This window comes from Microbulbifer agarilyticus, from assembly GCF_020171345.1.
Classification (GTDB): domain Bacteria; phylum Pseudomonadota; class Gammaproteobacteria; order Pseudomonadales; family Cellvibrionaceae; genus Microbulbifer; species Microbulbifer agarilyticus_D.
Genome location: NZ_JAIUZM010000002.1, coordinates 221,417 through 237,263, shown reverse-complemented (window position 1 = coordinate 237,263; position 15,847 = coordinate 221,417). Strand labels below are relative to the sequence as shown.

The window sequence follows — 15,847 nt, the reverse complement described above, 5'->3', positions numbered from 1 at the left end:
GTCATGCTTTGTGTTGCTCAACAACGAGACAACCGGAGGCACCTCCGGCAGCCGCCATTACTCCGATGGGCGCTCCCCATAGGTTGCCCGAGCATGAGGAACCATACCCTGGCTACCAATACGAGCGGCCTGCTCTGAGTGTTCAACCATTACCCGATTCAAATGTCGCATCAGTTCTGGCGTGGGCACAACCTGCACCTGAGGAGCCGGGCCAACCCGTTGCTCGGGTACCAGCTGTGGTGCGGTGCTTACCGCGCGCGTATTCAATGTCGGGGTCAAAAATCTACCGGGTTGCGGATTGGTAGTCACTGGCTGGGGCTGGGGAGCCTCAACTTCCGCTACCAGATCACCCTGCACTTGCGGGGCCTGCATCTGTTGCACCCCCAAAATGGCGGCAAATGCCACGGTCGCGGCCACGGCGCCGCGAGAGAGTGGACGCCACCAACGGCTTCTCGCTTGGCCATTACCCGCATCGTTCGCCGAAGCCTGCTGTGCAGACTCCAGCGACGGCTCGTCGGCAATCGCTGCAGAAATACTCGCGGCGAGCCCCATATCCACCGGCGCCACCTTTTCACCACGCATCACGCTGGCGGCCAACTGGTAGCGAGACCAGCGGTGACCCAACTCACCGTCTGAAGCACCGCTGGCGTCAGACTCTTTGAGCAGGCGCTGAATTTCCAACTCGTTGGCCTCGCCATCCATTAATGCGGATAGCGATTCATTCAGGCGCTGTTGATGACTCCCGTGGGACATACGGGTAAACCCTCTTCTCAGTGCAATTCTTTGGGCGCTAGTTCACACCCTGTTTGTTAATACGTCAGACCCGGGCTTCGCAAAAAAGTTTTACCTAGCAGACAAATTTTGTGTGAATTCGTCGATATTTTTACCTGTCGTCCCGGTCAGGCTCTGGATTTAGGCCAGAAACCTCTCGACAAGCTATCCCGATAAAACAAAATAGATTAAAAAATGACCACCTGCCGGACTCGGCCAAACTAGCTGCGCCCGTCAACGGATTCGGGCTCACCGGCCATGGTCGCTTGTACCGCGCGATCAATGGCCTCCCGCGCGCGGAAAATACGCGAGCGCACGGTGCCCACTGGACACCCCATGACCTCGGCGATTTCCTCGTAGCTCAGCCCCTCCATCTCGCGCAGGGTAACGGCTGAGCGCAGATCTTCTGGCAGTTCGCGGATTGCCTGGTGCACCGCCGCTTCCAGTTGATCACGGAACAACTGGTTCTCTGGCGTTTCGTTATCGCGCAACAAGTCGGCGCCGGAATAGAATTCGGCGTCTTCCAGATCCACATCCGATGAAGGGGGACGGCGACTGCGAGAAACGAGGTGGTTTTTGGCGGTATTAATCGCGATGCGATACATCCAGGTATAAAAGGCACTCTCCCCACGGAAATTGCCCAGCGCCCGGTAAGCCTTGATAAACGCTTCCTGCACCACATCATGCACTTCGGCGTGATCGTTGATATAGCGGCTAACCACCGCCATGATTTTGTGTTGGTACTTCAACACCAGCAGGTCGAAGGCTCGCTTGTCGCCTTTCTGTACCCGCTCTACCAGCTGGCGATCACTTGGTGACGCCTGTTGCCCTGTCATCCCCTACTCCAAACCGCGGCCCAGACACCTCGCAGCGCCTTAGCCATGCTTTTTCTATTGTGTCCGAGACACCAAATTTTGGTCATAAGTTCCTGACAAATCGGTAATTTTTAAAGATGGCGTATACTACGCGCCCCCTGAGACGAATAAAACTCCACGAGAGAGAAGGCAAACGGACCCGTGAATCCTAACGAGAACAGCTACAACGAGAACAATTACGATGTGCTAGTTGTAGGCAGTGGTGCCGCCGGCTTAACCCTGGCGCTTCACCTCGCTGCACGCCACCGTGTGGCGCTGCTTTCCAAACAGCGCCTGCAAGATGGCTCCACTTGGTTCGCCCAGGGCGGCATCGCTGGTGTACTGGACGAGGCCGACTCTGTAGACGCGCATATAGCGGATACATTAGATGCAGGAGCAGGACTCTGCCACCCCGACGCGGTTCGCTTCACCGTGGAAAACAGCCGCGACGCCGTCCACTGGCTCATTCATCAGGGCGTAGATTTCACCCGCGAAGAAGATGGTGAATATCACCTGACCAAAGAAGGTGGCCACAGCCACCGGCGTATTATTCACAGCGCCGACGCCACCGGCCAGGCGGTACACAGCACCCTGCTCGAGCGGGTCCGCAACACCCCAAATATTGACTGCTTTGAGCACCATATTGCCCTGGACCTGATCCGTCAGCCGGACCCTAAAACCGGTCGCTTCCGCTGCGGCGGATGTTATGTGCATAACAAAGAAACGGAAGAGGTTGAGGTATTCCAGGGGCGCGCGGTGGTGCTCGCCACTGGCGGCGCATCCAAAGCCTACCTCTATACCAGCAATCCCGATGGCGCCAGCGGCGATGGTATCGCCATGGCCTGGCGCGCCGGATGCCGGGTTGCGAACATGGAATTCAACCAGTTCCACCCCACCTGCCTGTACCACCCCAAAGCCAAATCCATGCTCATCACCGAGGCCCTGCGCGGTGAGGGCGCCCTGTTAAAGCTGCCCAATGGCAAACGCTTTATGGATCGTTTCGACAAGCGCGGTGAACTGGCCCCGCGGGACATCGTGGCCCGCGCCATCGACCACGAGATGAAGCGACTGGGCGCCGATTGCCTGTATCTCGATATTTCGCATAAAGACCCGGAGTTTGTGCGCGAGCACTTTCCCACCGTATACAAGAGCTGCCTCGAATACGGCATCGATATCACCCGCGAGGCCATCCCGGTGGTTCCCGCCGCGCACTATACCTGCGGCGGTGTGATGGTCGACGAGCACGGCCGTACGGATTTGGATCAGCTTTACGCAATTGGTGAGACCACTTTTACCGGCCTGCACGGCGCCAACCGCCTGGCCAGCAACTCGCTGCTCGAGTGTGTGGTTTACGCGCGCTCTGCAGCCATGCACATCGACAGTTCCATCGACGAGGTCGCCCCACCGCGCGAGGCACTGGCCTGGGATGCTTCACGGGTAACCGATTCCGATGAGGACGTGGTGATCTCGCACAACTGGGATGAGTTGCGCCGCTTTATGTGGGACTTTGTAGGTATCGTGCGGACCCGTAAGCGCCTACTGCGGGCGGAGCACCGGGTGAAACTGTTGCAGCAGGAAATCACGGAGTTCTATGCGAATTACCGGATTACCAGCGACCTGATTGAGCTGCGCAACCTGGCGGTAGTATCGGAGCTGATTATCCGCTCTGCACTGGATCGCCGGGAAAGCCGTGGACTGCACTACTCACTGGACTACCCGGGATTGCGGGAACTGGCCATGGATACCATTCTGGTACCGGAAAATTTTGCCGACCAGCGGCATTTTATTGGCCCATAAGCCACACTCACGAACCCACACTGAGCGGCACAAGAGCGAAATCAACGCGAGTAACGCAAAGCGACTAATAGCCGCCGCCACTCATCAGCAGTGGCGGCATCTCGCGCCAGCACCAAGCGCAAACGGCGCCCCTCAACATCTTTGCCGTTAATTACGATCAACCAGCGCCACAAGGTCAGCTCGCCGACAAAGCGAAACTCCCGTCGCGCACCGCCCTTCACCTGCCAGTACCAGCGCCGCTCGGCGGTAGATAGCCGACCAACCGAAGCGCCAAGTCGACGCCATTCAAATACGCCGTAAAGCAAGGCCACAGGTATGAGCGCATAAACCACTAACCAGGGAAGGCGGGAGACAAGTAACAGGAGAGTGCTCTGGGCAACAATCAGCAGAAGGCACAGGCGGAGTAAACGTGACGGTACCAAGTCACAGGTGAGACGCGCCGCGCGCGCCTCTGCCCTGCCACCGCGGGCGTGGGTGCTTCCGGGAGACTTCCCGGAGCCGGCAGCGCGCGTATCCCCGGGATTATTCCTGGAGACCGGTATTGTCGCGGATGATCTGGACAATCTTCTTCAGCTCAGGGTCTTGCGGATCTTCACGACGCAGGAACCAGGCAAACATGTCCTGATCCTGCTCATCCAGCAACTTGATATATCGCTGCTTATCGTCCTCCGAGAGGGTGTCATACACATTCTCCAGAAACGGCAGCAACACCAAATCCAGCTCTAACATGCCGCGACGGCTGGCCCAAAACAGGCGGTTGCGATCCATACTTCGTTCTCAAGCCACAATTCAAAGTGCGCGCAGTATAGCGGTAGTTGAAATCCAACCGCAAAACCCCCAATTATGAGATGCTCACGTTGCGCCGCGAAGGCGCCCATATGTACATTTCTCAGGCAGCGAGTTCAGCATGAATCAACAGCAGTGGCAGGATTTTCTCAGCACCCAGGGCGCCCTCTGGCGGGACGGATATGCTGAATTCGCCAAGGATGAACCTGAGAGTAAAAGCGCGCTGCGACTCATCGACCTGAGCCCGCTGGGCGCCATTGCGATCAGCGGCCCCGACAGCCAGAAATTCCTGCAGGGCCAGCTCACCTGCGACCTGGTCAACTTGCCAGACGGGCAGCTGACACTGGGCAGCCACTGTAACCCCAAAGGCCGCATGATCAGCGCCTTCTTCGCACTGAAGCTAACCCAGAGCGAATTTGTCTTACTGATGCCGCGCGACCTGGTAGCCACCGCCCTCGCCGCACTGAAAAAATATGCGGTTTTCTTTAAGACCGAGCTGAGTGATACCAGTGAAGCGCAACGCTGGCTGGCACTGTGTGGCCGCGACGCCTGCCAGGCAGCCAATACACTATTGGCGCTGTCGAATACCCCCGACAGCGATCTGATCCCTCACCAGTTGCGCGCCTTTGATCACAACGGGCACCCGGCGCTCGCAGCCGGCCTGAATGAGCGCAATGTGGTTCTGCAGGTACCCGCGGAACAAGCAGCAGACATTTGGCAAAAACTTGCCAGTAACGGCGCCGAACCCGGAAGCTACCAGCAATGGCTACTGCAGCTGATCGACAGCGGCGTGCCACTGGTCTATCACAGCACCAGCGAAGTATTTATCCCGCAGATGCTGAACCTGCATCTGCTGGACGCGGTCAGTTTCAAGAAAGGCTGCTACACCGGACAGGAAGTGGTCGCGCGTATGCAGTATCTGGGGGCAACCAAGCGACGCATGTACCGCGCGCAAATTGACGGTGGCGAGCTGCCGGCGCCCGGCGAAGAAATCTTTACCGCGGCGGGTGGGTCCAGCATTGGCAATATTGTGCAGGCCAGCTCTCAGGGAGACGATACGGCTCTACTGGCGGTACTGACCAAGAGCAAAGTGGCCGATGGGGAAAGCCTGCAGCTGAAAGATGGAAGAGTACTGGAGCTGCTTGAACTCCCGTACGATGCGGATGCCGACCCCTTGGCGTGAGCCGGGGCAAGCGTCTATTTCAAACGCCTATCTCAAGCGCCTATCTCAAGCGCCTACCTCAAGCGTCTATCTAACTAAAGCGCCTGGTCGATGAGCGGTAGCCCACCGCTCATCGGACGTAACGCTCAGATTTCTACCGCGACCCGCTGCAGCGTTTCTGCGGGAGGCAAAGACCAATCAATGGGCGCACCTCCCCGCTGCTGCAAATAGGCATTGGCCTGGGAAAACGGGCGTGTCCCAAAAAAGCCCCGGTGTGCCGACAGTGGAGAAGGGTGTGGGCCGCGCAGCACCAGATGCCGGCGGTCATTGATAAATCCACCTTTTTTCTGCGCGTAGCTACCCCACAAAATAAATACCAGACCATCACGCTGCTCGGCAAGCGCATGCACTGCCGCGTCGGTGAACTGCTCCCAACCGCGCCCCTGGTGTGCGCCCGCCTTGCTTTCCTCCACGGTCAGCGTGGTATTTAGCAACAAAACGCCCTGCTCTGCCCATGGCTGCAGGCAACCGTGATTGGGCGGTGCGATACCGAGATCCGACTCCATTTCTTTGTAAATATTCTTCAGCGATGGCGGAACACGCACCCCCGGCATAACGGAAAAACACAGGCCATGCGCCTGGCCCGCGCCGTGATACGGATCCTGCCCGAGAATCACGACTTTCACCTGGTCGAAAGGCGTGGAATTGAAGGCGTTAAAAACCTGTGCGCTTGGTGGGAAGATCGATTTACCGGCCTGCTTTTCCTGCTGCAAAAATGTCCGCAACTCGGTCATATACGGCTGACCAAATTGGGATTCCAACACGGTGTACCAGGATGGGTGAATTTTGAACTCTTCAGGAACCTGCATTATCGACCTTTAAAACCTGATGAACCTGCGCGCGTAACGCCGGCACCACCTCCTGATCGAACCAGGGGCGGCGTTGCAACCACTGGGTATTCCTCGGGCTGGGATGGGGAAGCGGAAAAAACCCATGGGGCTGAGCATCGGCGTAATGCCGCACATTTTCGGTAATGCTGCCATACCAGTGGGGCAGATAGAAGCGCTGGGCATACTGCCCGATCAGCAAGGTCAATTGGATATTCGGCATCAGCGCCAGCAAGCGACTGTGCCAGGTGGCGGCACACTCCGGTCTGGGAGGAAGATCGCCGCCCTTTCCGCGCCCTGGGTAGCAAAACCCCATGGGCACAATGGCGATGCGCGAACCGTCGTAAAAGGTTTCCCGGTCCAGCTGCAGCCAGTCTCGCAGGCGATCCCCGGAGGGGTCGTTCCAGGGAATACCTGTCTCGTGCACGCGGGTACCGGGCGCTTGCCCGACAATCAGCAGCTGGGCCGACCCTGCCGCGCTCAGAACCGGCCGCGGCCCGCGCGGCAAGTGCTCCTCACACAACCGGCAAGCCCGCACATCGCTGAGTAATTGATCTAGCTTGGAAATAGCCAATGGGAATTATGTAACTTGGGCAATAAGGTACTTGGGCATTAGCGCTTACCGCGTGCCATTGCGTGGAGAATCGCTGGCAAACTCGGGCATGGCCAAGTGTAACAGCAGGCCGCGGCGGTCTTCGGCATCCGCAACACGCGCCACCCCATTGTTATCCAGCACCACAAAGATGCCCTGCTGGTTGATCGCCAGCCCCTCTCCTTTACCGAAGCGGGTATCCTGATATACGTACTTTGGCGCCTCCTCAATATCCCGGTAGTGCACGCACCACTCGGCACGCAAGCTGGTGAGTTCCCGCCGACACACGGCAAAGGCGTTACGCTCCAACGTGAACAGGCTGCCATCGTAGTAGGCCAGTGCGGTAACGTCTTCGGCCCGACCACGGAAATCGAGGCCCGCCACTACGGGAAGCGAACGGAAATCCTGCCCCACTTCCTCGTCGCGCTTCAGTCGCAGCAGGCCGCGAGGTTCACGCTCAAGAGCGACCCAAAAATCGTCCTCGGCCTTAACAAGCCCTTCACTCTCTGCGTTAAAAATCTGCAAGTAACCGCGCGCACGTGCGGACTCAGACCAGCGCGGAGCCAGCCATTGCGCACGCTTTGCCGCAGAATCGAGCTGTGCGATACGATTGTGTCGCTCACTGAGCAGATATACACCGGAGGCATCACAGGTGATGCCCTCAAAATCCATACTGAGTGGAGTGCTGGCGTAGTGCAGCGCGCGCACTTTCAGCGGAACGGGCTGATCGTCCGGTAAACCCGGGCGGGCAAACCGCGCTTTCGACTCCAGCGTAACGCGCTCGGCATCCGCCTGGACTGGCAAGCGGTAGATTCTTTCCGAGGATTTGTCCGCAACCGCGAGCAACTCGCCGTCGCAAAAACTGAGGCCCGAGATATCCAGACCTTCACTGCCGTCAACCCACCAGGCCCCCAGCAGCTTCGCCGGCTGTACCGGTGCGCCATTGGCGTAAGCGCCGCTCCCAGCCAGGCTCAGGAAAATACCGATACCCAGCCCGGTAACGCTTTGGCGCATGCAGTTAAAACTCTTCAAAGGTTCTTCCTCGGTAGAGTCGTCAGGAATCGCCTTAATCCCGGAAGTTATTGAACTGCAGCGGCTGCTCCAGCTCCTTCCCCCGCAACATGGCGATCACCTGCTGCAGATCATCGCGCTTCTTGCCGGTGACACGTACCGAATCACCCTGAATCGCGGCCTGCACTTTCAGTTTTTCGTCTTTGATGATCTTAACAATCTTTTTTGACAGGTCTTTGTCGAGGCCATTTTTTAATGTGACCCCAATCTTGACCAGCTTGCCGGATTGCTCCTCTTCACCTACATCCATCGCCAGCGGGTCGATATCGCACTTGATCAGCGCCGCCCGCAACATATCCACCATCTGGTTTACCTGCATGTCGGATTCCGCATGCAAAGTCAGGGCGAACTCCTTCATCTCCACCTGCGCATCCACACCCTTGAAGTCGAAACGATTGGTAATGGTGCGGTTTACCTGATCCACCGCATTGGTCAGTTGGTGTTTATCGACTTCTGAAACAATATCGAAAGACGGCATTTTATTCTCCATTAACATGGCCAGTTCACGTGGCCCGTTCAAATGCCCCGCACAATCGGCGGGATTAAAAATTCTATTTCCAGCGCTGCGGCTGAACCTCCACAGTCTCCGTGTCACTGGCCAGCCACAGCTGTCCGTCCTGGATTGTGGCGGTCAACTCCATAGAGCGCTCCGCCAGAGCAGCGAGCGCCGCACACTGCTCTGGAGGCAGGAAAAACACCTGCAGGTTATCAAAGCGCGCGGTGGCGGACTCCATCTTCTGCCACCAGACCGGTGCGGTGCGCTGGCCATAGGCATAGATCATGACCTGATCTGCGCGCCCACATGCCTTGCGCACCCGCTCTTCCGCCGGCACACCCACCTCGATCCAGGTTTCGATTTCCCCGCTCAGATTGTGCTGCCAGACATCGGCCTCATCGTCACTGGAAAGACCGCGGGTAAACTCCAGAGTTTCGCTGGCATTCAGCGCAAACGCCAGCAAGCGAATCATCATGCGCTCGTCGGTCTCCGAGGGGTGCCGCGCCAGCGTCAGGCTGTGCTCCGCGTAGTAATCCCGATCCATATCCGCGACCTGCAGTCGCGCTTTGAAAATGGTCGCTTTAAGTGCCATTGCCTACTCTCTAACAGCTCTCTAACAGCTATCTAAGGTGTCGTTACCACTTCAACCGGAAAACTCTTGCCCGAAAATACCGGATTGAAGACTATTATTGTCTGGTTCGTAACCTACAAGACTGGGAACCAGAGTTCAGGGACCAGGGATCAGGGAAAAAGGACCGACAGCATGAACGCTACTCTCCAACTTTCACGTCAGGGACGCCACCAGCTCAGCAAGGGACGCGGATGGCATCTTGCCCTGATCGCACTCGTCGCCTTTGCGCTCAGTGGATGCGGCATCAACAACATCCCCAGCTTTGATGAAAATGTGAAAGCCACCTGGGCACAGGTACAGAATCAGTACCAGCGCCGCGCCGACCTGATTCCCAACCTGGTCAAAACCGTCCAGGCCTATGCGGCGCATGAAAAAGAGACGCTGGAAGCGGTCACCGAGGCGCGCGCCAAGGTCAATTCCATGCAGGTTAACTCTGACATTATCAACGACCCGGCGAAACTCCAGCAATTCGAAGCCGCCCAGTCTCAACTGAGCAGTGCCCTGTCCCGCCTGATGGTAGTCGTTGAGCGCTACCCGGACCTCAAGGCCAACCAGAATTTCCTGGCGTTGCAATCCCAGCTGGAAGGCACCGAAAACCGCATCAGTGTCGCCCGCCGCGATTATATCGCTGCGGTGGAACGCTACAACCGTGAGATTCGTACCTTCCCCGGCAGAATCTGGCACACCGTGCTCTACAGCGATATGCCGCTGCGCGACACCTTTCAAGCCACCTCTGAAGACGCGGAAAAGGCTCCGGAAGTCGACTTCCAGTAACGCACTTCCTCTAAGCTCGTGGCGGAATCAAGCGCAATGACGATCCGGCGGATCGCCCTGTTTCTAATGCTGTTGCCCGGTGCCTTGTGGGCAACGGCGGCATTGGCGGACATCCAGTTTCCGACGCTGTCCGGCCGTGTCGTCGACAATGCCAACCTGCTCAGCCAAAGCACGCGCTACCAACTATCGGAGCTGCTCCAGCAACAGGAAAAGATCAGTAGCAACCAAATTGTGGTAGTTACTCTGCCCGACTTGCAGGGACAGACCATCGAGGAGTATGGCTACCAGCTTGGTCGCCACTGGAAGATCGGGCAGAAAGGCAAAGACAACGGCGTACTGCTGATTGTTGCCCCGCAGGATCGCCAGGTCCGTATTGAGGTCGGGTATGGCCTGGAGGGCGCGTTAACCGATGCGATTTCCTCCAACATCATTCACACCAAGATTCTGCCAGAATTCCGGATTGGTAACTTTGATGGCGGTGTTACCGCTGGCGTCGAGTCGATTATTGCCGCCACCCAAAATGAGTATGTGCCGGAAACCACCGATAGCGACGATAACCGCCAACTGGCATTACTGGTGGGTATCTTCCTGCTCTTTGTGATGCTGCAAATTTTTGGCGCCTCTGTTCTGGGAGCACCTGCCGGCAGCAGCGGTTATCGCCGCGGCCGCTACGGTGGCTATTACGGCGGCGGAGGCTTTGGCGGTGGTTATGGCGGCGGCGGCTTTGGCGGTGGATTTGGTGGCGGAGGCGGTGGCTTTGGTGGCGGTGGTGCCTCTGGTGGCTGGTAACTCTGATAGCTCGTCACCCTGGTAGCTGATATCAAGACCCTTGTGGTTGAAAACAATGATGCTAAACGCAAACGAAAAACGCACTCTCTCCGAAACCATCAAAGAGGTGGAATCGAAAACCGATGCCGAAGTGGTAACGGTATTGGCCGGCCAATCCGACAACTACCTGTATATATCTACCCTTTGGGCCGCTTTCATCGCGCTATTAATTGCGCCGCTGATGCAATTTTTACCCTGGTGGATCGAATACCAGCAGGCATTCACCCTACAGTGGATTCTGTTTATTGTGCTCGCCGTGCTGTTTCGCTGGCGACCGCTGACCATGTGGCTGGTTCCGAAAAAAATCAAATACTGGCGCGCCGCCAATCTCGCACGCAGACAATTCCTTGAGCACGAACTGCACAGTACCAAGGACCGCCTCGGCTTATTGATCTTTGTCTCTCAGGCCGAACATTATGTCGAAATACTCGCCGACCGCGGTCTCGCAGAGCAAATCACCAACGAAGCCTGGCAGGAAATTGTCGAAAATTTTATTCGCGAAGTGCGGAAGGGAAAAACCGGCGAGGCCTTTGTGCACTGTGTTGAGAAGTGTGGCGAGCTGCTCGAAGAAGCAGCACCCGCCACCGTCATCAAGAACGAACTGCCCAATCATCTGGTCGTTCTATAATTTACCGCAGCTTTCCCTTTTCCGACCGCGATAAAAGCTTATAGGTGGTCCAATGCTGCGCTCACTGCCCAATATCCCTCCCCAGATTCTTAAATATCGAATCCCCATAGGGTTTGGATTGCTGGTAGTGATCGGCACTGCAATGGCTTTCCTTGGGGAAGCTGACATACAAGCGAAAGGGGCGGTGACGTCGCCCTCACTATTTACTTCTGCGGAGCCAGGCCAATCCAGCCTCGAGGCGCGCCTTGCTTCGGTAGAGAAGACCCTAGACCAGACCTTGAAAATCCAGGGACAACTACTGGAACTGGTGAGCGAGCTGAGCGCGAAAGTAGCGCCAGAATCCGAAGCGCCACAAACACGCCGCGCCAGTATGTCCATGGCGCAATCACCGGCGGCAATCCCACAAGCGCATGGAAACCGGCAGCGGACCGAAAATCGCTTCAGTCGCCAGCGGGGAAATCAAGTAAAGCGTCTGATCGATGCAGGTTTCACCCCTGAACGTGCCGCATTAATCATTGATAGGCAGGAGCGCCTGCAGTACGAACAGATGCAGTACAGTTACGAATATCACCATATGAAGGACAAACGCTCGGACCGCGCGCTGGCATTGCAGCAAAAAATCCAGACCTACAGCAATCCTCGACGTGTGTTTGAGCAGGAGCTGAATCCGGCGGAGTTCGAACAATACCTCAATGCGTTTGGCGGGCGCACCGAGATGGAAATCGGCAGCATCATAGAGTCTGCACCGGCGTATGATGCCGGGCTAAGAGCCGGCGATAAAATCATTCGCTACAACAATCAGCGCGTATTCCATATGGGGGACCTGCGCACTCAGGTTTATCAGGCAAAGCCCGGTTCATCCGTTGAAGTGGAAATTCAGCGACAGGGAAGCTCCTCCACAGAAACCATCTATCTGCCTGCCGGGCCGCTGGGTATCCGAGGTTAACGACAGGCGACATCAAGCCGTCTATTCCGCGCTTGATAAATAAAATAACGTCCTCAACCGCGACTCCACCGCTAACGGCAAAGTCGCCCTGGCCTCAGGTACACGAACACTCATTTCAGCACATGCAAGAAATGAAAATTGCCCTGTACCTGTACTGAGAGCAATTAACCTATGACAAGCGACTTTTGAGAGTCATAGACGGAGTAAATTTCACACAAGCAACACCCGAAAAGGCAGATCTAACAATCGGACATTGAAAGGATTTCTTTATTTTTCTGCCTTTCAGCCATGCAAATCCAACTAACTCACGGTAAGTCGGCCATGAACTGGAGTAACAGACTAGATAAAGGCGAAGAAAATCTACTTGATAATCACTCCACCCGTGCAATTCGGGGTAAACCAAACTTAAATCAAAGATACTGCATATCCTTTCTTTTACTGCTTTTTTTGTTGGCCGTCAGCCGAACGGTCTCAGCCGACTACCTGAGCCTTACTGGCGCCGAAACTGCACCCAATATTGCCGAGTTTGCATTTGAAGATGAACATCTACTATTGACGCTGGAGATCTCCATTGATGACGCGCATCATTTTTGGCCAGCGCTGAAGGGGCATGAAAACCTTAATCGGTTGGTGGCTGAAGCCGATAAACATTCAAACATCAACGTTCGAGTAAAGACCGAGAATGGCGTGCACGATCCCGTCGACCTGCGAGTAACGGCAGCAACCAGATCTCCCAGATATTCCCCTTTTGCTGGAAAAATTGACCCCCGCACCGGAAGAAAATTGCCATCGATGCCGGAGGACAAACAAGTACTCCGGGTATACAGCCGCTATGACCTGGGGGGCGCTGACAAAATCACGGTCATCCCACCTCTGGATCTCACAGGCTTTAGCGCAACTACCATCGGCTTTATCTCCCGCCACGGCGCCATGCCGGTGAGCAACTACGCCTACTTATCACACTCCGTGACGTGGCGAATAAACCGGCAGGATCCATGGCAAACACAGGTCATCAACCCCAGGATTCAGCGCCAGTTGCGTTTCCCCCTCCATTCGTACCTCTATATTCAACCGCGCGAGATTCGCCACGAAATTATTTTTCGGCCTCGGGACATGGCCACTTGGTCCAACAAGCGCTTCGACGCCTGGTTAACACTCGATGATCCGCTCGAATCACAGTTTCGCACGGAGGCTCTGGAATTCTTGCGGAGTCGTAACCCTCTCGCCGTGGATAGAAATGCGGTAGAACCACAAGCGATCGAAATCCACTTCCTGAAGTTCACTAGTACCGGATTCCTTCCATTGCAGGACAATGAGAGTATTCCACTGGGGGCCCTGCTGATTGGCTACCGTGCGCGCTTTCCGGTGGAGGGCTTGCCACAAAATGTGGAAGTTGACTGGGATCTGTTCAGCCCGTTCGAGGAGCGGGTACCCTCTCTGATACAGGATCCCGCCGGCCCCTTCCCGACCCAACTGACCCCTACCATTCCAACCATCGAGTGGCAGAACTTCCTGACATCCTATGATGAGCCCACGGTTAACCCTGTTACCCTCGATACACAACGGCTCACGTTATCGGGCAAAGGGCTGGGAGCCCTAGTCGCATTCACCGTACTCGGTGTTTGCATATTCCGCCTTCGCAACACCCGGAATCATGTGATGGCTCTGGCCACACCCGCACTGGGCATTATTCTCAGTGTTGCACTGGCGATGCAGAACTCGCTCGCTATCCCCTTGTCTGCCCCGGCGTCACCCGATAGCGAGCAATTTTCTGAGATCATTTATTCACTGCTGAATGAAATACCGGATGCCTACCTTGAACAGGAATCGACAGAGTTCGAACGCTCCTTGTCGCAACTGGTTTCTGAGCAAGCATTAAAGACAACCCGGGACGCGCTTGACCCTATTTTTCGCCCACTGACCATCACCGGAGATCACGGTTACGTCTCCCAGATTTCCAACCTGCGGATAGAGGCGCTCGAACAGACATCCACCGGGGCGCGGCAAACATACCGTGCACTGTGTACCTGGCAGACGAGAAATGAGGGCCCGTTCTGGGGACATAGTGATCGCAAACTGCTGGATATCCGCGCCATGCTGGATCTCGAGGAGCATAAAGGAATATGGAAGATTGCCGGTTTCACCCCGATCACCATACGCGAATCGGTTGAACCGCAAAAAACTTGGCGACAGGACACACAGCCTGCCAATGGTTCTACGCAAACAGGGAGCACTGCCAATGCCACTCCACGCCAATAAATCGGGCAGTAGCGCAATGACACAGCTGCGCCAATGGATGTTGATGCTACTGGGTTTCGCGCTGATAACGTCGTCGACGCCCGCCAGTGCACATTTCCTGCTGAATTTAAACGTGCGTATCTTTCATGTGGAGCATACCGCTGATGGCACCACCATCTATCTGCGCCTGCCACTGCCCTATTTACTTGCGGATAAAGTCGGCACAAACGAGGCTTCCAGGGTATTGCCCGCGCCAGCCCCCTATTCCCGCAATGCACTGGAAGAAGGCCGACTGGTACATTTTGTGGACTTTGAGCAATTCTATGCCGAGCCGCAAGGACTGGGTGCCATTGCCGAATCTGCTTTGCAGTTGGAGACTGGCAATCAGAGACTAAACGGCCATGTAACCGATGTACGACTTTATGCAGTGGGAAGCGAACCGGACTTTGCCACACTGCACGAAGCTCAAGTTGCCTTTTCACCTGATGAGCAACAGCTCCGCGAGGGGTATGTGCAAACCGTGTCCCAGACAAGCAACCCGCAACAGTATGTGGGCGACACGGTGATCGATATCCGCTTGCACTATCCGGGTATCGAGCGTGGGGAGAGTTATCGCCTTGCCAGCTTCCTGAACCCAAATCTTCCGGATCAAGAAAAAACGGCGAATCTGATACTGGATTACCGGGATGGCAAAACACAGGTTTTCCGTTCCAGTGGCTTACTGAATGAGCCCATTCAGATCAGTCACTCCACTTCCCGTGCCATGTCCACCTTTATACACGAGGGCGTGGTTCACATTCTGGCAGGTCTCGACCATGTCCTGTTCGTTCTGTGCCTGATTATCGGTGCCGCCTCGCTGTCTGCATTGATGTGGCGAGTGACGGGATTTACTGTGGGCCACAGTGTCACCTTGTCGGCCGGCTTCTTTGGCTTGGTTCCCTCTGGTGCCTGGTTTGTACCGCTGGTAGAAACTGGCATTGCGCTTTCCATTATTTATGCGGCATGTATGGCGATATCCTCACGGCGAAAACGCAATACCAGTGCAGCTGGTTCACTGCGGCGCAGCGAGCGCTGGGTTATCGTTGGTACTTGTGGGCTGGGCCTGCTCCATGGCCTGGGGTTTTCATTCGTGTTACACGAGATTCTAAAAGTAGACGCGCCGAACATCTGGCAAAGCCTGCTGGCATTTAACATCGGCGTGGAGTTGGGCCAGGCACTGATTATTCTTGCGATTTGGCCATTGTTGTTACTGATCAGGAATCGGCGGGAAAGCCTGGAGCATTCCCTCTGTACCGGCATCGCATTAAGCTGTAGCGCCATTGCATTGTTCTGGACACTGGACCGCAGCTACCAGTTTGTTACCGCACTGACGACATAAAAGGGAAA

17 protein-coding genes are annotated in these 15,847 nt (G+C 56.0%); 8 read left to right on the top strand and 9 right to left on the bottom strand.

Features of this window, described 5'->3' with window-relative positions; genetic code table 11:
• Window positions 1-57: 57 nt before the first annotated feature.
• Both LCM31_RS08260 and rpoE read right to left on the bottom strand, forming a co-directional pair.
• A complete protein-coding gene (locus LCM31_RS08260) occupies window positions 58-753 on the bottom strand; it encodes a sigma-E factor negative regulatory protein (RefSeq protein WP_224869049.1) in 696 nt (231 codons plus the stop codon).
• Between the two features lie 239 nt (window positions 754-992).
• Complete coding sequence (gene rpoE / locus LCM31_RS08255; protein WP_010132909.1) at window positions 993-1,607, bottom strand: RNA polymerase sigma factor RpoE; 615 nt, start codon at window positions 1,605-1,607, stop codon at window positions 993-995.
• Window positions 1,608-1,787: 180 nt separating this feature from the next.
• Here rpoE and nadB point away from each other — a divergent pair, with 180 nt between their 5' ends.
• Entirely contained in the window at window positions 1,788-3,422 is a 1,635-nt protein-coding gene (nadB, locus tag LCM31_RS08250) for an L-aspartate oxidase (RefSeq protein ID WP_224869047.1), read from the top strand.
• 41 nt (window positions 3,423-3,463) lie between these two features.
• On the opposite strand, the gene LCM31_RS08245 is transcribed toward nadB, so the two are convergent.
• Entirely contained in the window at window positions 3,464-3,985 is a 522-nt protein-coding gene (locus LCM31_RS08245) for a protein YgfX (RefSeq protein ID WP_263601020.1), read from the bottom strand.
• Entirely contained in the window at window positions 3,945-4,190 is a 246-nt protein-coding gene (locus LCM31_RS08240) for an FAD assembly factor SdhE (RefSeq protein ID WP_224869045.1), read from the bottom strand. Before LCM31_RS08240 ends, LCM31_RS08245 begins: the two co-directional genes overlap by 41 nt.
• A gap of 139 nt (window positions 4,191-4,329) precedes the next feature.
• Between LCM31_RS08240 and ygfZ the strand changes: the two genes are divergently transcribed.
• A complete protein-coding gene (gene ygfZ / locus LCM31_RS08235; protein ID WP_224869043.1) occupies window positions 4,330-5,391 on the top strand; it encodes a CAF17-like 4Fe-4S cluster assembly/insertion protein YgfZ in 1,062 nt (353 codons plus the stop codon).
• 125 nt (window positions 5,392-5,516) lie between these two features.
• Here the strand turns inward: ygfZ and ung are convergent, their stop codons facing one another.
• The 5 genes from ung to LCM31_RS08210 all read right to left on the bottom strand — a co-directional run bounded on the left by ung (window position 5,517) and on the right by LCM31_RS08210 (window position 9,008).
• Complete coding sequence (gene ung, locus LCM31_RS08230; RefSeq protein ID WP_224869041.1) at window positions 5,517-6,239, bottom strand: uracil-DNA glycosylase; 723 nt, start codon at window positions 6,237-6,239, stop codon at window positions 5,517-5,519.
• On the bottom strand, window positions 6,226-6,795 hold the full coding sequence (locus tag LCM31_RS08225; RefSeq protein WP_224869844.1) for a uracil-DNA glycosylase family protein: 570 nt from the start codon (window positions 6,793-6,795) through the stop codon (window positions 6,226-6,228). The genes ung and LCM31_RS08225 overlap by 14 nt, the downstream gene beginning before the upstream one ends.
• A gap of 81 nt (window positions 6,796-6,876) precedes the next feature.
• A complete protein-coding gene (locus LCM31_RS08220) occupies window positions 6,877-7,881 on the bottom strand; it encodes an esterase-like activity of phytase family protein (protein ID WP_224869039.1) in 1,005 nt (334 codons plus the stop codon).
• 34 nt (window positions 7,882-7,915) lie between these two features.
• Window positions 7,916-8,398 (bottom strand): YajQ family cyclic di-GMP-binding protein, encoded by a 483-nt coding sequence (locus tag LCM31_RS08215; RefSeq protein WP_222229004.1) that lies wholly within the window; start codon window positions 8,396-8,398, stop codon window positions 7,916-7,918.
• Window positions 8,399-8,471: 73 nt separating this feature from the next.
• Window positions 8,472-9,008, bottom strand: a complete 537-nt coding sequence (locus tag LCM31_RS08210; RefSeq protein WP_224869037.1) for a YaeQ family protein — start codon at window positions 9,006-9,008, stop codon at window positions 8,472-8,474.
• A gap of 171 nt (window positions 9,009-9,179) precedes the next feature.
• Between LCM31_RS08210 and LCM31_RS08205 the strand changes: the two genes are divergently transcribed.
• The 6 genes from LCM31_RS08205 (at window position 9,180) to LCM31_RS08180 (ending at window position 15,839) form a co-directional block, all read left to right on the top strand.
• Window positions 9,180-9,821, top strand: coding sequence for a LemA family protein (locus LCM31_RS08205; RefSeq protein WP_224869035.1), 642 nt, complete (start codon window positions 9,180-9,182; stop codon window positions 9,819-9,821).
• A gap of 36 nt (window positions 9,822-9,857) precedes the next feature.
• Window positions 9,858-10,610 (top strand): TPM domain-containing protein, encoded by a 753-nt coding sequence (locus LCM31_RS08200; RefSeq protein WP_224869033.1) that lies wholly within the window; start codon window positions 9,858-9,860, stop codon window positions 10,608-10,610.
• Between the two features lie 55 nt (window positions 10,611-10,665).
• The gene (locus tag LCM31_RS08195; RefSeq protein ID WP_224869031.1) at window positions 10,666-11,277 is read left to right on the top strand and encodes a TPM domain-containing protein; all 612 of its coding nucleotides are present in this window, start codon (window positions 10,666-10,668) and stop codon (window positions 11,275-11,277) included.
• 52 nt (window positions 11,278-11,329) lie between these two features.
• Entirely contained in the window at window positions 11,330-12,223 is an 894-nt protein-coding gene (locus tag LCM31_RS08190) for a PDZ domain-containing protein (protein WP_224869028.1), read from the top strand.
• A 321-nt stretch (window positions 12,224-12,544) separates the two neighbouring features.
• Window positions 12,545-14,482, top strand: a complete 1,938-nt coding sequence (locus LCM31_RS08185) for a hypothetical protein (RefSeq protein WP_224869025.1) — start codon at window positions 12,545-12,547, stop codon at window positions 14,480-14,482.
• 16 nt (window positions 14,483-14,498) lie between these two features.
• On the top strand, window positions 14,499-15,839 hold the full coding sequence (locus LCM31_RS08180; protein ID WP_224869023.1) for a HupE/UreJ family protein: 1,341 nt from the start codon (window positions 14,499-14,501) through the stop codon (window positions 15,837-15,839).
• Window positions 15,840-15,847 lie beyond the last annotated feature (8 nt).

Bases quoted from the DNA above. Each gene is read 5' to 3' on its own strand.
- ygfZ (WP_224869043.1), top strand. From the start codon at position 4,330: ATGAATCAACAGCAGTGGCAGGATTTTCTCAGCACCCAGGGCGCCCTC.
- LCM31_RS08240 (WP_224869045.1), bottom strand. From the start codon at position 4,190: ATGGATCGCAACCGCCTGTTTTGGGCCAGCCGTCGCGGCATGTTAGAG.
- LCM31_RS08260 (WP_224869049.1), bottom strand. From the start codon at position 753: ATGTCCCACGGGAGTCATCAACAGCGCCTGAATGAATCGCTATCCGCA.
- LCM31_RS08200 (WP_224869033.1), top strand. From the start codon at position 9,858: ATGACGATCCGGCGGATCGCCCTGTTTCTAATGCTGTTGCCCGGTGCC.
- LCM31_RS08215 (WP_222229004.1), bottom strand. From the start codon at position 8,398: ATGCCGTCTTTCGATATTGTTTCAGAAGTCGATAAACACCAACTGACC.
- LCM31_RS08205 (WP_224869035.1), top strand. From the start codon at position 9,180: ATGAACGCTACTCTCCAACTTTCACGTCAGGGACGCCACCAGCTCAGC.
- LCM31_RS08190 (WP_224869028.1), top strand. From the start codon at position 11,330: ATGCTGCGCTCACTGCCCAATATCCCTCCCCAGATTCTTAAATATCGA.
- LCM31_RS08180 (WP_224869023.1), top strand. From the start codon at position 14,499: ATGACACAGCTGCGCCAATGGATGTTGATGCTACTGGGTTTCGCGCTG.
- rpoE (WP_010132909.1), bottom strand. From the start codon at position 1,607: ATGACAGGGCAACAGGCGTCACCAAGTGATCGCCAGCTGGTAGAGCGG.
- LCM31_RS08210 (WP_224869037.1), bottom strand. From the start codon at position 9,008: ATGGCACTTAAAGCGACCATTTTCAAAGCGCGACTGCAGGTCGCGGAT.
- LCM31_RS08185 (WP_224869025.1), top strand. From the start codon at position 12,545: ATGAACTGGAGTAACAGACTAGATAAAGGCGAAGAAAATCTACTTGAT.
- ung (WP_224869041.1), bottom strand. From the start codon at position 6,239: ATGCAGGTTCCTGAAGAGTTCAAAATTCACCCATCCTGGTACACCGTG.
- LCM31_RS08195 (WP_224869031.1), top strand. From the start codon at position 10,666: ATGATGCTAAACGCAAACGAAAAACGCACTCTCTCCGAAACCATCAAA.